This window comes from Thiocapsa sp., from assembly GCF_018399035.1.
Lineage (GTDB): Bacteria > Pseudomonadota > Gammaproteobacteria > Chromatiales > Chromatiaceae > Thiocapsa.
Genome location: NZ_CP073760.1, coordinates 641,641 through 654,514, shown reverse-complemented (window position 1 = coordinate 654,514; position 12,874 = coordinate 641,641). Strand labels below are relative to the sequence as shown.

The following is a 12,874-nucleotide window of genomic DNA, read 5'->3' as shown; positions in this document are numbered from 1 at the left end:
GTGCCTCAGCGTTGGTTGGGGGTGGACTCGGCCCGGCCCTTCACTTGGGCGGACAGGTCTTGGTAGTAGGCGAGCAGGGATTGGGCGTTGCCGTAGCGCGCGGCGAGGACGGCGTATTCGCGATACACCTGCTCGCGGGCGCCCTTGATCTGCTCGGCGACCTTGGCGGTGTAGGCATTGCCGCCCATCGCGAGTGCGTTCTCCGCGGCACGCAGCAGGTCGGACATGATCAGCTGGGCCATCTCCAGCGCGATCACCGGAGCCGCCTGCTTGGCGAAGATCCGCGCCAGACCTTCGTCGTGACGGGCGAGGTTGCGCAGTTGCGCCCCGATGCCGTTGGGGGCGAGCTCCATGAAGGCTTGTTCGCGGGCGGTCGGTGCGGTCGCGCCGAGACGAAACTTCTGCACCAGTCCGACGCTGCCCGCGACCCTCGGATCGCCCAGCAGCAGGTGATCGGTGTACTGCACCAACCCCACGGTCTGCGTATCGGCGATCACGCTCGGCGCCATGCAGCCGTTCACCGCCGTGTCGTTGCAGCTGTAGCGCCGCACGACATGGTTCACGGTGCTCTGACCACTGCTGGTGTCCTCGTGCGCGCTGCTGCCCCAGAGCAGATCGCGCACGCTCATGAGATTGCCCGGCAGCGGGGTCACCCGGAAGTTGTCCCCGGCCCCGTCGGGAGCGGGCTCGGGCGGCCCGAGGATCACCGAGCCGGTCACGCTCATGATGGCTTCGAGCAGGGCATCGTCGCCGCCGACGAACCAACCGGCCGCGCCTTGACGTTTGAGCGCCTGCCAGACCAGATTGCCCTGCAGATCGGCCTCGGCGCGCTGCTCGTCGGTCAAGTTGTTCGCGACCTGGTTCACCGGGCTTTCCCCGGAGGTCAGGCTGCGGGTCTCGAAGACGTCGCCGAAGCCCTTCACCATCGCCACCAGCGAGGTGTTGTCCTTGTGCTGCACGTCGAAGGCGCTCGCCACGTCGTTGACCAGGCCCTTGGCGAGCTGGCAGGAGTTGGCGTAGCCCTGATTGAGCGCCTGGAGCTTGCGCTGCAGCGACTCCATGACCTCCACACAGGTCGGGCACATGGCGGTCAGGGCGACCTCGAAGGCGTAACCGGTGGCGTTCGCCGCGATCGAGCGCATCAGTTGTTGGAACTGATCGGAGGAGATGAAGCTGAAGGAGCCGGCGAACATGTCGATCCCCCCGCAGCCGGCCTCGAAGGACGGCGGCACCACATGCCAGAGCGACTCGCTCATGAGGCGGTTGCGGTTCACCACCGACCCGCCCGAGAAGGCGCCGCGGCGCTGTCCCATGTGCGCGGAGGGGTTGGTGAGATTGACCATGCTGTCGAACATGACGCTCGACTGGGTGGCGATACCGGCCGCCTCGGCGGCGGGTGTCGCCGTCACGGCGATCAGGACAAGGGTCGGTGCGAATCGAATCTTCATCGGGGGGCCTGGCTGGAGTCGGGGCGGATGTCGGATCGGGTGTCGGGCAGGACGGTGGCGCGCAGTGCTTCGAGCAAGGCGGCCGGGTCCTCGGGGAGTGCGGAGAGGGTCGCGGCCGCGCTGCGCGCATCGGCCGGACCGGATCGGAGACGGCTCGCCTCCGCCTCGCTGACCCAGCCGGCCTGGACCGCGGCGAGGACGATGCGATCGCGCAGTTGGGCGAGCGAAAGCAGTCCCTGGGCGATCGGCGCCACCGCGCCCCGGTCCGGGCGGGCGAGAAACATCGCCGGGGTCGAGATCACGCCCAGCGCCTCGGCCTGACCGCGGTCGATGTCGAAGGCGGGAAACGTCCCGTCCTGCAGACCTGCCCCGTCGAGCGAGACCGCCAGCACCGCGAAGCCGTAGCGCTGCGCGAGGGCCTCCAGGAGCGGTGCCTGTGCATCGCAATAGGGACAGTCCGAGCGGAAGAAGAACCAGAGCGCGGTCTCCCCGGCGAGGCGTTCGAGCAGGGCATCGCCGGCGGCACTCGCCTGTTTGTCCGCCAGGTTCGCCCCGAAGTTGGCGATGGGTCGGCGGGTGATCTCGTCGAGGACGGGATCGCCCTGCACCACGCGCTCGGACACCCGGGCGAACCGAGTGGACTTGTCCATCGCGATGCGCTGCAGATGCAGGTAGACCGCCACGTTCTCGGGGGACGGATCGTCGATGGCGCGGTCGCGGTAGGTGTCAAGGTGCTCGCGGAACCAGTGCGCGGAGAGCGGTGCGGGCGCCTGGATCGGTTCCGGCGCCGGTGGTGACGCCGCGACGGGTTCGGACGGCCTCTCCTCGATGGGTTTTGGAGGCTGCTCCGTGATCGGCGCAGGGACGGGCGGCTCGCGGTACCAGAACCAGCCTTCGGCATCGCGCGCGTAGAAACCGCCCGCGGGTGTCGCCGACGCCGGCCCGGCCGTCAGCGCGACCAAGAGGCCCGCGGCGAGGGCGTCAGCGCGAGGTCGCATCGAGGTGCCCTGCTCGCCGAGGAGAGGCGCGTCCGCCGGCCCGCGCATAGAGGGCGCACAGCGGACAGCCGATCAGGATCGCGTCGCGCATGGCGATGTAGCGGGCCTCGCAGGACGCACACCAGGCGATCGCGGCGAGCCCGGCGCGCAGATCCCGCGCGACGATCCAGGCTTGGTTGATACCCAGAACACCCGCATGCGGGCCGTCGATCAGCGCCAGATAGAGCTCGTAGGCGCGCACCAACCCTTGCGGGTCGATCATGCGCCCGTGGGCGCCGTCGCGACGGTGCTCGGCATAGACCACGCCGAAGAGCGAGGCTGCAGCATGCTCGGTGCGGGTGCGGATCATCGACCCGGCGCTGTCCGGCAGCGGACCGCGCGGCGGCGCCCGCCCGTGCAGCTGTCGATACCAGCCGGCAAGGACCGTGCTCTTCAGACCCGTGGCCCAATGCACGACACCGACCCGTGCGCCGTGCTTCAGCATGGCGAGTGCGAGGGTTTCGGCGTCGTGTCGGGCGAGGTGTGGATCCCACACGTGTGCACGGACGTGCCCGAGGGCGATCGGGCCGGGCTTCAATGGATCGGCGTTCAACCCGCACCCCCGGCGGCACGCAGCGCCAGATGCAGATTGCGCAGGGCGGGCGGCACCTGCGCCCGGACAAGCGGTGCGTCGAGGCTCGCGCGGAAGGTCACCACGGGTGCTTCGGCCAGATCGAGCACCGCCTCCAGCGTGGCGCCGGCGAGCCACTCGGCCAGCTCCGGATTCACGCCGAACAGTGTTGCGGCCACCTGCGGCGAGACCCTGGCGGCATCCCGTGCGCCGATCCAATAGAGGCGATTGCAGCGTCGCACGGTGTCCTGCAGGTCGGGGATTCCGGGGGACGGCATCAGGGTTGGCGGCATTGCAGATACTCCGATCGGGATTCGAGAACGCGGGGGACGTAGGTGCGGGTCTCGCGATAGGGCGGGATGCGATAGCCGTGCTTGATCACGGCGCCCTCCCCCGCGTTGTAGCCGGCGGCGACCAACGCGGGATCGCCGTCGAACATCCCGGCCAGATCGCGCAGGTAGCGCACGCCGGCGTCGATGTTCTGTTCGAGGTCGCGCGGATTCGCGCCGTAGCGGGCGGCGGTCGCGGGCATCAGCTGCATCACGCCGGTCGCGCCCTTCGGGGAGACCGCCGTCTGGCGGAACGCGCTTTCGCGCCGGGCGATAGCGAGCGCGAACGCCGGATCCACGCCGTGGCGGCGCGCGGCGGCCTCCACGAGGGCGGCCACGGGTTGTTTGTCCGGGTCGATGCAGCGGGCGTGATGGTGTGCAACGACGGTACGAATGCGCGGGCCCTGTGCCGGAGCGCCGGAAGACGCGGGCGACGGCACGGCGGGCCGCTCTGAAGAGTGTTCGGGGGATTCGACAGGCGATGCCGCGAACCCGCTGCCCGGCTCGCTCAGCGCCTCGGCGAGCGCGAGGATCCGCGCGCCGAGGGTCTCGGCAGCCGTCTCCGGCACGGCGCGATACTGACCGACCCCGCGCGCCGGGTTGCTCGGATAGGCGCGCAGGCCGACGGCGATCAGTGCGGCCCCGCGCGCGAGATTGCGCGCCGGATCGAGCAGCTCGGCCGGCGTGCCGCCGAACCACAGGTTGCGCACCGGAACCGCCAGGAGTCCGACCGCGAGGTCTGTCGCATCGTCCGACGACGCGCTCTCCAAGGCGCGTTGCGCGTCCTCGCGGGTGGCGTAGTGCACGCGGCGCCCGTCCACGACCAGCGTCCAGGGCCACGGCGAGGCCTGACCGTTCGCGATCCGCCCGCTCGCCGAGAGCGCGGCGGCGTAGAGCAGATGCGGTTCGATCCCGTGCACCCGTGCCGGCTCGGCCCAGACCGCCGGCAACGGTGCTTCGCCGGCGCCGGCGGGTGTTCCGGCGGCTGCGCCGTCAATTGTTTCGGGTGCGGCATGGACCGGCGCAGACATGGCCAGCACACCGCACAGCACACCGACAAACCAGACGGGTCTAATCATCGACGCGCCCCAGCCGACCGACGAGGCGATCCCGGCGCCGTTGCGCCGACGCCTCGGGAGGCGTCGACGGCGCAGGCGAGACCTTGGCGAGCACGCCGGCTCCGCCCTTGATCGCCAACAGCCCGACGGCGGCGAGGTGGCGCAGCCGGGCGGCCCGCGAGCGCTTGGGCAGCTGCACGAGATCCGCCAGCAGCTCGGGCTGGGACGGGCCGATGTTGACCACCGCGCGCAACGGATCGCGGGAACGCGTTTCAGCCGGCATAGCGATGAAACCCGCGCGCGTTGGCAGCGATTGGATCCTGGGCCACCACGACCGTCGCGCCAGGAAACAACCCGGCGGCCGCGCGCACGTAGTGACTTCCGCCGCCCCCGGCGATCAGCACGAGGTCCACGCTCGCACTCTCGCGGCGCAGGGATCGGCGCAGGCTCTCCAGGGCAACCGCACAGACCGGACCGGCCGCGCGCCCGAGCAGGCTCGGCAGCGACAGGCGATGTCCGGCCTGCAGCACATGTGCACGCCCGGCGCGCAACGCGGCCTCCAGACCCAGCGGCTGGGGTTTGCCGCCCGCCTCGGCCGCGGCCTCCTGCGCGGCCCGCTCCAGCAGCACCGACATGGCCTCCAGGCTGGTGCCGCTGGCGCTGCGGCGCAGCTCCCCTTTGACGACGAGCGCCCAATCGAAGGAATAGAAGCCGGCGTCCAGCACGATGACGGTGCCGGTCTCGATCCGCTCTAGGATCTCCTCGTCCGTCGCGGCATAGACCAGATCGAGGTAGGCGCCGATCGGCTGCGGAATGACCCGCACCTCGCCGACCTCGAGGCTCGCCGCGCCCGGGCCGTGCCGCCCCGTCAGGAGGCGCTTCAGGCTCTCCCGACGGCGCGGGTCGCCGGCTTGGGCGACCGGCAGTCCGGTCACGACCACGTCGATGGCGCGCTGCCCGGTCAGCTGCAGCGCGGCCAGGGCCAGCGCGTGGTAGCTCGGGGTGGCCGGGTAGTCCTCGTGCAGCGGGCGCTGCCAGTCCTCGAAGCGCTCGGGCTCGATCGCCGCCGCCCAGGGCACGCCGCCCAGATCGACCACAACCGGCCGATCGGCGGCCGCGATCCCCTCCTCCGCGACCGCGCCGATGCGCTCGCCCAGACGCTCCAGGGGAGCGGCTCCGGCCGGGCGCAGGATCAGTCGCGGCAGCGCTCCGCGAGGCCCTGCGGCGATCTTCACATTCGAATAGCCGATATCGAGTCCGACGACGTACATGGCTCCGCCCGATGGGTTCACACCGAATGCACTGGCGGTACACAAACGCACTTCACGTTGTCGCCGTCCCGATGCATTCCAATGACAAGGTTCACAAGAGGTCCGCAATCAGCGCACAAGAAGGCGACAGCGAACGCTCGGCATTCTTGGCGTCGAGGCGGTGCAACGCCAGCCGTTTAAATGACCGAAAACGGTGTCTTTCCGGGCGGTGCCCGACGCATGGCGCGTGCTAACCTCCCGGCGCCCGACGGCAATGGAGAACGGCCGCCGTTCGCGGGAAAGCGAAACAAACGCGACCCGCAGAACGGATAGGTTCCGGAAATACAACGGGAATGCCGATCGGTGAGAACGCGGCGAGCGCTTGACCGGTGGCGTATTGGAACGCAGGGATGCATGAATGAAGTTCCGCGCGGCGTTTTCCGCCGTCCGGCGACACCCACCCGATGGACGCGCGCATACGCACGCCCGTCCCGAGCGAACAGGGAGCACTGCATGACACGACGACCGAACGGCAATACGGAAGACCCGAACGAGGGGTTGCACTCTGTACGAGGAGAGTGCGACGCGCCGACCGACCGAGGGGCGACGGAACTGCCTGCCCTGACCGGAAGCCTCCCGCGGCAGGGGAGAACAGCGGGCCTTGTTTCACCAAAGATAAGAGGGTGCGAACGCCCGGCCGGCGTGCCGCCTGCCCACACGCTCGAGGCAGCCTTCCGGGCAGGCCCGCCCGGCGTTGCGGGCAGGGACGCCGAGGAGGACGACGCCGCCGATGCGGACGCGGACGCGGCACCGAACCAGGTCGAGGAGGCGCTCGACGCCTGGATCGCGCGCAACCTGGCCGCCCTGCAGGAGCGCGCCGAGCAGGGACGCAGCGCCTTCGAGCTACGCCTGGCGGAGGCCGGTCAGGGGCTGCCGCGCAGTGCCCGGGGTCGCATCGGCGTGCGGGTGCGCCCGCAGCGAGCGAATCGCGCCACCCCCGGCGCCTTCTCGATCGAGTGGGTCACCTACCGCCATGTGCACACCGCCGCGGGCGTCGTCTATCTGTCGGACTACATCCGCAAGGGCGACGGGGATCGCTACCCCAAGAGCGCCTTTCGCGGCATCGCACGGGCCTGGCAGCGCCCGCTCGTGGAAGAGGCCGAGCAGGGATTCGGCGCCATCCGCGCCGCCGCGCGCCACATTGCCGAGGTGCGCACCCGCTTTCGGGCCGCCGCCAAACGGTGCCGCGAGCTGGATCTGGACGGCGACAAGGGGCCGTAGCGAAGGGCGATCCGCCGCAAAGTAGACCCCTCCGCACGGTTATCGCCAAGGCCGGGCGCATCCCGGGCGGTGCAGGATGCCCGGATGACCCTCACGGAACTGCCTGCCCTGACCGGAAGCCTCCCGCGGCAAGGGAGAACAGCGGGCCTTGTTTCACCAAAGATAAGAGGGTGCGAACGCCAGGCCGGCGTGCCGCCTGCCCACACGCTCGAGGCAGCCTTCCGGGCAGGCCCGTCCGGCGTTGGGGGCAGGGACGCCGAGGAGGACGACGCCGCCGACGCGGACGCGGACGCGGACGCGGCACCGAACCAGGTCGAGGAGGCGCTCGACGCCTGGATCGCGCGCAACCTGGCCGCCCTGCAGGAGCGCGCCGAGCAGGGACGCAGCGCCTTCGAGCAACGTCTGGCGGAGGCCGGTCGGGGGCTGCCGCGCAGTGCCCGGGGTCGCATCGGCGTGCGGGTGCGCCCGCAGCGGGCGAATCGCGCCACCCCCGGCGCCTTCTCGATCGAGTGGGTCACCTACCGCCATGTGCACACCGCCGCGGGCGTCGTCTATCTTTCGGACGACATCCGCAAGGGCGACGGGGATCGCTACCCGAAGAGCGCCTTTCGCGGCATCGTACGGGCCTGGCAGCGCCCGCTCGTGGAAGAGGCCGAGGTGCGCACCCGCTTTCGGACCGCCGCCAAACGGTGCCGCGAGCTGGATCTGGACGGCGACACGCCGCAGTGAAGGGCGATCCGCCGCAAAGCAGACCCGGACGCGCGGTTATCGCCATGGCCGGGCGCATCCGCGACGGTGCAGGATGCACGCATGTCGCTCTTCGATCTGTTTCGTCGTTCCAAACCGGCCGCAGCCAACCCCGAGCACGCGCGGCCGACGCCCGTACCGGTGGGCGATGCGATCCCCGTATCAGCCCCCGATCCGGACGAGGACCTGCTGCGCTATCCGCCCTTCATCAAGGGGCTGCCGGCCTCCGACGTGGACGCGCTGCTCGCCAAGCAAACCGAATTGATCCGGCGCCTGCAGGACGGGGTGGGCATGACCGACACGGATTACCGCGAGCTGGTCCTGCCGGTCGTGCACCGCCTCGCCGCCTTCGTGCATCTGCTGCCCGCCTCCGAGGCCCATCATCACCGCGGCTCGGGCGGGCTGCTGCGCCATTCCCTGGAAGTGGGCTTCCTCGCCGCGCAGGCGTCGATGCGCCACGTCTTCGCGCTGGATCGCGAGCCCAAGGACCGCTATCACCTGGAGCCGCGCTGGCGGGTCGCGAGCGGTCTGGCCGGGTTGCTGCACGATATCGGCAAGCCGGTCGCCGACCTCACGGTGTCGGATCGCGACGGCACCCTGACCTGGTGCCCGCACGAAGAGCCGCTGCTCGACTGGGCCCGCCGGCACGCCCTGCAGCGCTACTATCTGCGCTGGCGCGAGACGCGCCGCCACAATGCCCATCTGCAGATGGGCACTTTGGTGGTGCACGCCATCCTCACCCCCGAGATCAAGACCTGGCTGAGTCGCGATCCGGCGATCCTCGCCAACCTGATCGCGGTCGTGGGCGGACAGGAGGAGTCCTCGGTCCTCGGCACGGTGGTCGGCAACGCCGACCGCGCGAGCGTGGCGCGCGATCTGCGCGAGAACCGCATCGATCCCGACGCCTTCGCGCTCGGCGTGCCGGTGGACCGCTACCTGATCGACGCCATGCGCCGTCTGGTGCGCGACGGCACCTGGACGGTCAACACCCCCGGCGCGCGGCTGTGGATGCTCGCCGACGGGCTCCACGTGGTCTGGCCGCAAGGCGGCGAAGACATCGCCGGCCTCTTGGCGCGGGACAAGATCCCCGGGATCCCCAAGGCGCCCGAGACCATCGCCGACATCCTGGTCGAGCGCGGTCATGTGACGACCTATCGCGAGGAGGAGCGCGACCGTTTCTACCGCCGCATCGCCCCGGCGCCGCTCGTGAAGGACGGCAAGCCGGTGCAGCTGACGATGTTGCTGCTCGCCTCGCCCGAGCTGGTTTTTGCCGGGCATCCGCCGGCACCGGTGGCGCGTTGGCAGGAAGGTGCGACCTCAGGGCCCGTCCGGATCGAGGACCCTGTCGAGCTCTTCATGAACGACGTCGATGCCCTCGATGATCGGGACACCGACGGGACTCGGGCCGCGACGTTCGACCTGATCAACGAGGCGGAGCACACGGCCGGTCCGGACGCGTCGGTGGCCGCCACGCCGTCACCGCTGCAGCCTGGTGGCGAGTCCACGCCGATACCGAATTCTGCTGCCGTTGCTCAACCGCAGCCGAGGACCCCGAACGACCCCGCCTCCTCTTCCCGCAGCTGGCTCGCCGGCCGCGGCACCGGCGGTCTCGTATTGATCACGCTGCTCCGGTCCATCGCGGACGGCGAACGTCCCGCCGAGATCCTCCTCCGACGGGATCGCCATCTGCTGATCCCCTACCCCGAGGGGTTGACGGCACTCGCGGTGCCGGGCATCGGGATGGAACCCGCCGACGTCCTGCGCGCCTTGTGGGACAGCGACCTGCTCGCGATCGATCCGCGTCGCCCCCTGCTGCGCGTGCGCGAGATCGACGGACGGATGCGGGCGATGCTGACCGTCGAAGCCAGTGCCGCGGTCGCGACGCTTCTTCGGACCGTCCTCGACCTCACCCCGACGGATGTCTTCGTTGCCGCGCCGGGCAGCGACGACCCGGTCGGGGCAGAAGCCGCCAGCGACGCGCCCGAGGCACCACCCGGCGCGACGGCCCTCGGACCCGACTTACCAAGAACGCCTCCGCGCAAAAGCGCCGCGCGCGCCTTCGCCGAGGACCTGGCGGCCCAGTGCCGGGACGGGCACGTGCCGACGACGGCGCTCCCGAACGGTCTGCTGATCGACCACATCACCCTCGCGGCCCTGGCCGCCGAGCACCGCATCCCCCCGTCGAAGCTGCTGCGACGTCTCAAGCATCAGCCGGACTTCATCCCCGACACGCGCGGGATCATCCTGGCGGGGCGCCCGTGAGCACCTATGCCAATCCCTGGCGCCCGCTCTTCGAGCTGCCGGCGCTGCTGCTGTGGACCGGCATCGCGGCCGTGTCCTGGGCCACCGCGGAGCTGTGGGATCTGCACGCGGCCTCCTTCCGTTGGCTCGGGGTCGGCAGTCTGGTCATGGCCCTCACCTGGCTGCCCGGCACGGTGCGCGGCATCAACCGGCGCGACTGGTTGCGCGGACGCCCGCAGCAGTTCATCGACCCGCAGGTGTTCGCCGCACGCGTGCCTTCCTGGCCGGGATTGCTGTGGATGGGCCGCGGATTCGACTGGGAGGCCCGACATGCCCAGGAGGCGCTCGATCTGATCCGGCTCGGACCCGAACGGTTCGCCCCGCGCGATCCCGCCCGTCTGGGCGCGACCTGGATCCACGGTCTCGGCGGTGCCGATGCGGAAGTGACCGTCCCGCTCGCCCATACCGAGGGGCATGTGCTGATCGTCGGCACCACCGGGTGCGGCAAGACCCGCCTGTTCGACCTCTTGGTCACCCAGGCGGTGCTGCGCGGGAACGCCGTCGTGATCCTCGACCCCAAGGGCGACCGCGGTCTGCGGGCCGCCGCCGAGCGCGCCTGCGCCCTGGCCGGCACGCCGCAGCGCTTCGTCTCCTTTCATCCGGCCTTTCCCGCCGAATCGGTCCGTCTCGATCCGCTGCGCAACTTCCAGCGGGCCACCGAGCTGGCCAGCCGGGTGGCCGCCCTGATCCCCTCGGAGACCGGCAACGATCCCTTCAAGGCGTTCGGGCAGATGGCGCTTAGCCATGCCGTGCACGGGATGCTGGCCGTAGAGGAGCGCCCGACCCTGGTGACGCTGCGCCGCTATCTGGAAGGCGGTGCCGACGCCCTGGTCGAGCGTGTCCTGCAGCGCTACTTCGATACCCACCTGCCGCACTGGCAGGAGCACGCCGGCCCTTACCTCAACAAGGCACGCGATGCCAATCGACGCGCGCGGGGTCTGCTCGCCTTCTACCGCGAGCGCGTGCGCGGGGAGCATCCCTCGACCGTCATCGACGGACTCGGGGGCCTGCTCGAGCACGAGGCCGTGCACTTCGGCAAGATGGTCGCGAGCCTCATGCCGGTGATCGTGATGCTCACCTCCGGACACCTGGAGGGTCTGCTCTCCCCCGACGAGACGGACCCGAACGATCCGCGGCGGGCGGCCTCGATCGGGGAGATCATCGCCCGGCGCGAGGTTCTCTACGTCGGCCTGGACAGTCTCTCCGACCCCATCGTGGGCAGTGCGATCGGCTCGATGTTGACCGCCGATCTGGCCGCCGTGGCGGGCTCCATCTACAACCACGAGGCGCACCCGCGCCCGACCGACATCTTCATCGACGAGGCCGCCGAGACGGTCTCCGATCCGCTGATCCAGCTCCTCAACAAGGGGCGCGGGGCGGGGCTGCGTCTGACCATCGCGACCCAGACCTTCGCGGACTTCGCCGCGCGCATGGGCAGCGAGGAGAAGGCCCGCCAGGTGCTGGGCAACCTCAACGGGCTGATCGCGATGCGGGTGATCGATGCGAAGACGCAGGAGTACATCGCCGAGAGTCTCCCGGCGGTGCGGCTCTGCACGGTGGTGAAGAGCCAAGGCTCCACGACCGCGAGCGACCAACCGCTGCTCTACACCGGCAATGCCGGGGAGCGCCTCGACGAGGCCGAAGCGCCCTTGTTCCCGGCGGCGCTGCTCGGGGAGCTGCCCAACTTCGAGTACCTGGCTCGCTGGCCCGGCGGACGCGTCTCCAAAGGCCGCTTGCCGATCCTGGGCGAGCCCCTGCCGCCACCGACCGAGCGGTGACGACGCGGATGCCACACCGTCGCGATCCGACCGGCGCGCTCCCGTTGTCGGCCCTGTCGCGGGCCGACGCCCGGACACTGCGCAACCTGGAGCTGGAGTGGCCGGATGCCGTCGGACTGCTGGCGCGGGTCGCACTGCTCGCCTGCCCGCCGTCCGGGGACGACCCTGCCGAACCCGCGCTGGCGATGGTCCGCGCAGGCATCGCCGCCTACCGTCGCGCCCGCAGCGACGGCGAGGACGATCTTGCGCGCTTCGCCGCCTTCGTCGACGGCATCACCCTCGCATTGGCGCGCCGACACCAGTATTGCGTGGCGCGGGCGCTGACCGAGCCGCAACGTCGGGTGCTGGCTCGGCGCCTGCCCCCGAGACAGACCTCCCGTGTGGGATAGCGCGAACACCAAGGAGGGTCGCGGCGTGTGGCTGTGGGCGGTCGCCTCCACCCTGCTGCTCTTCGTACTCGAGCTCATCCTGTTCGCCTCCTTCATCCCGAGCGACTGGGCGTACGGCGTCGAGCAGACCGAGCGGCGCGAACTCGTGGAGACCCTCGGGGCGGACGCGGCGCAGGCGATTGTGGCCCGCGGCGCGCGGTGGTACGACACACTCTTCGTAGAGACCGGCATCGCCCCCTGGACCTATCGACTGGTCGCGACCGGACCGGGCGTGGAGTCCGGTTACGGCCTGGAGCCGATCGGCGCGAGTCCCGCCTGGGCCTGGTTGCGCGGACGCCTGGACGTGATTTGGGGCGCGTTCGCGCAGGCGCTGCGCCGGATCGCGCTGCTGCTGGCCTGGTGGCCGTTCATGGCGATCGTGTTGGCGGCGGCGATCGGCGACGGCTGGCTGCGCCGTCGCATCCGGCAATACGGCTTCGTCTACGCCAGCCCGCTGGCGCATCACACCGCGCTGCGGATCCTGCTCGCACTCTGGCTGATCGTCGGGCTGCTGCTGTTCGCGCCGATCGCGATGCCGGTTCTTGCGGTTCCGGTGCTCGGTGTCGCCTCGGCGCTGTGCATGGCGTTCGTGGTGACCAATACGCAGAAGCAGCTCTGAATCCCCGTGATCCTTCCTTCAAGACGA

At 70.5% G+C, this 12,874-nt stretch carries 13 protein-coding genes; 6 read left to right on the top strand and 7 right to left on the bottom strand.

Translation table 11 applies throughout. From position 1 onward, the window contains the following. Positions 1-5: 5 nt before the first annotated feature. The 7 genes from KFB96_RS03040 to KFB96_RS03010 are packed head-to-tail and all read right to left on the bottom strand — an operon-like array spanning position 6 to position 5,714. A complete protein-coding gene (locus KFB96_RS03040; protein WP_213458897.1) occupies positions 6-1,448 on the bottom strand; it encodes a conjugal transfer protein TraH in 1,443 nt (480 codons plus the stop codon). Then, positions 1,445-2,446 carry a conjugal transfer protein TraF gene (gene traF, locus KFB96_RS03035; protein ID WP_213458896.1) on the bottom strand — a complete coding sequence of 334 codons (1,002 nt, stop codon included), beginning with the start codon at positions 2,444-2,446 and terminating at the stop codon, positions 1,445-1,447. Before traF ends, KFB96_RS03040 begins: the two co-directional genes overlap by 4 nt. Next, positions 2,430-3,038: a FlhC family transcriptional regulator gene (locus tag KFB96_RS03030; RefSeq protein WP_300971255.1), complete on the bottom strand. Its 609-nt coding sequence runs from the start codon at positions 3,036-3,038 to the stop codon at positions 2,430-2,432. The genes traF and KFB96_RS03030 overlap by 17 nt, the downstream gene beginning before the upstream one ends. Then, positions 3,035-3,349 (bottom strand): hypothetical protein, encoded by a 315-nt coding sequence (locus tag KFB96_RS03025; protein ID WP_213458895.1) that lies wholly within the window; start codon positions 3,347-3,349, stop codon positions 3,035-3,037. The genes KFB96_RS03030 and KFB96_RS03025 overlap by 4 nt, the downstream gene beginning before the upstream one ends. Then, positions 3,334-4,464 (bottom strand): lytic transglycosylase domain-containing protein, encoded by a 1,131-nt coding sequence (locus KFB96_RS03020; RefSeq protein WP_300971254.1) that lies wholly within the window; start codon positions 4,462-4,464, stop codon positions 3,334-3,336. The genes KFB96_RS03025 and KFB96_RS03020 overlap by 16 nt, the downstream gene beginning before the upstream one ends. Then, on the bottom strand, positions 4,457-4,726 hold the full coding sequence (locus KFB96_RS03015; RefSeq protein WP_213458894.1) for a hypothetical protein: 270 nt from the start codon (positions 4,724-4,726) through the stop codon (positions 4,457-4,459). Before KFB96_RS03015 ends, KFB96_RS03020 begins: the two co-directional genes overlap by 8 nt. Next, positions 4,716-5,714 carry a ParM/StbA family protein gene (locus KFB96_RS03010; protein WP_213458893.1) on the bottom strand — a complete coding sequence of 333 codons (999 nt, stop codon included), beginning with the start codon at positions 5,712-5,714 and terminating at the stop codon, positions 4,716-4,718. Before KFB96_RS03010 ends, KFB96_RS03015 begins: the two co-directional genes overlap by 11 nt. Positions 5,715-6,395: 681 nt before the next feature. On the opposite strand from KFB96_RS03010, the gene mobI (KFB96_RS03005) reads away from it, so the two are divergent. The 6 genes from mobI (KFB96_RS03005) to KFB96_RS02980 all read left to right on the top strand — a co-directional run bounded on the left by mobI (KFB96_RS03005) (position 6,396) and on the right by KFB96_RS02980 (position 12,847). After that, entirely contained in the window at positions 6,396-6,974 is a 579-nt protein-coding gene (gene mobI / locus KFB96_RS03005) for a conjugative transfer protein MobI(A/C) (RefSeq protein WP_300971253.1), read from the top strand. A 189-nt stretch (positions 6,975-7,163) separates the two neighbouring features. Beyond that, on the top strand, positions 7,164-7,703 hold the full coding sequence (mobI, locus tag KFB96_RS03000; protein ID WP_300971252.1) for a conjugative transfer protein MobI(A/C): 540 nt from the start codon (positions 7,164-7,166) through the stop codon (positions 7,701-7,703). An 81-nt stretch (positions 7,704-7,784) separates the two neighbouring features. Beyond that, positions 7,785-9,983, top strand: a complete 2,199-nt coding sequence (mobH, locus tag KFB96_RS02995; protein WP_213458891.1) for a MobH family relaxase — start codon at positions 7,785-7,787, stop codon at positions 9,981-9,983. Beyond that, positions 9,980-11,800, top strand: coding sequence for a conjugative transfer system coupling protein TraD (traD, locus tag KFB96_RS02990; RefSeq protein ID WP_213458890.1), 1,821 nt, complete (start codon positions 9,980-9,982; stop codon positions 11,798-11,800). Before mobH ends, traD begins: the two co-directional genes overlap by 4 nt. An 8-nt stretch (positions 11,801-11,808) precedes the next feature. Continuing rightward, on the top strand, positions 11,809-12,189 hold the full coding sequence (locus KFB96_RS02985) for a hypothetical protein (protein WP_213458889.1): 381 nt from the start codon (positions 11,809-11,811) through the stop codon (positions 12,187-12,189). Then, positions 12,179-12,847 carry a DUF4400 domain-containing protein gene (locus KFB96_RS02980; protein WP_300971251.1) on the top strand — a complete coding sequence of 223 codons (669 nt, stop codon included), beginning with the start codon at positions 12,179-12,181 and terminating at the stop codon, positions 12,845-12,847. Before KFB96_RS02985 ends, KFB96_RS02980 begins: the two co-directional genes overlap by 11 nt. The last annotated feature ends 27 nt before the right edge of the window (positions 12,848-12,874 follow it).

Coding starts and splice junctions, on each gene's coding strand:
- mobH (WP_213458891.1), top strand. CDS start 7,785: ATGTCGCTCTTCGATCTGTTTCGTCGTTCCAAACCGGCCGCAGCCAAC.
- traF (WP_213458896.1), bottom strand. CDS start 2,446: ATGCGACCTCGCGCTGACGCCCTCGCCGCGGGCCTCTTGGTCGCGCTG.
- KFB96_RS03010 (WP_213458893.1), bottom strand. CDS start 5,714: ATGTACGTCGTCGGACTCGATATCGGCTATTCGAATGTGAAGATCGCC.
- KFB96_RS02985 (WP_213458889.1), top strand. CDS start 11,809: ATGCCACACCGTCGCGATCCGACCGGCGCGCTCCCGTTGTCGGCCCTG.
- KFB96_RS03025 (WP_213458895.1), bottom strand. CDS start 3,349: ATGCCGCCAACCCTGATGCCGTCCCCCGGAATCCCCGACCTGCAGGAC.
- KFB96_RS03015 (WP_213458894.1), bottom strand. CDS start 4,726: ATGCCGGCTGAAACGCGTTCCCGCGATCCGTTGCGCGCGGTGGTCAAC.
- KFB96_RS03040 (WP_213458897.1), bottom strand. CDS start 1,448: ATGAAGATTCGATTCGCACCGACCCTTGTCCTGATCGCCGTGACGGCG.
- KFB96_RS03020 (WP_300971254.1), bottom strand. CDS start 4,464: ATGATTAGACCCGTCTGGTTTGTCGGTGTGCTGTGCGGTGTGCTGGCC.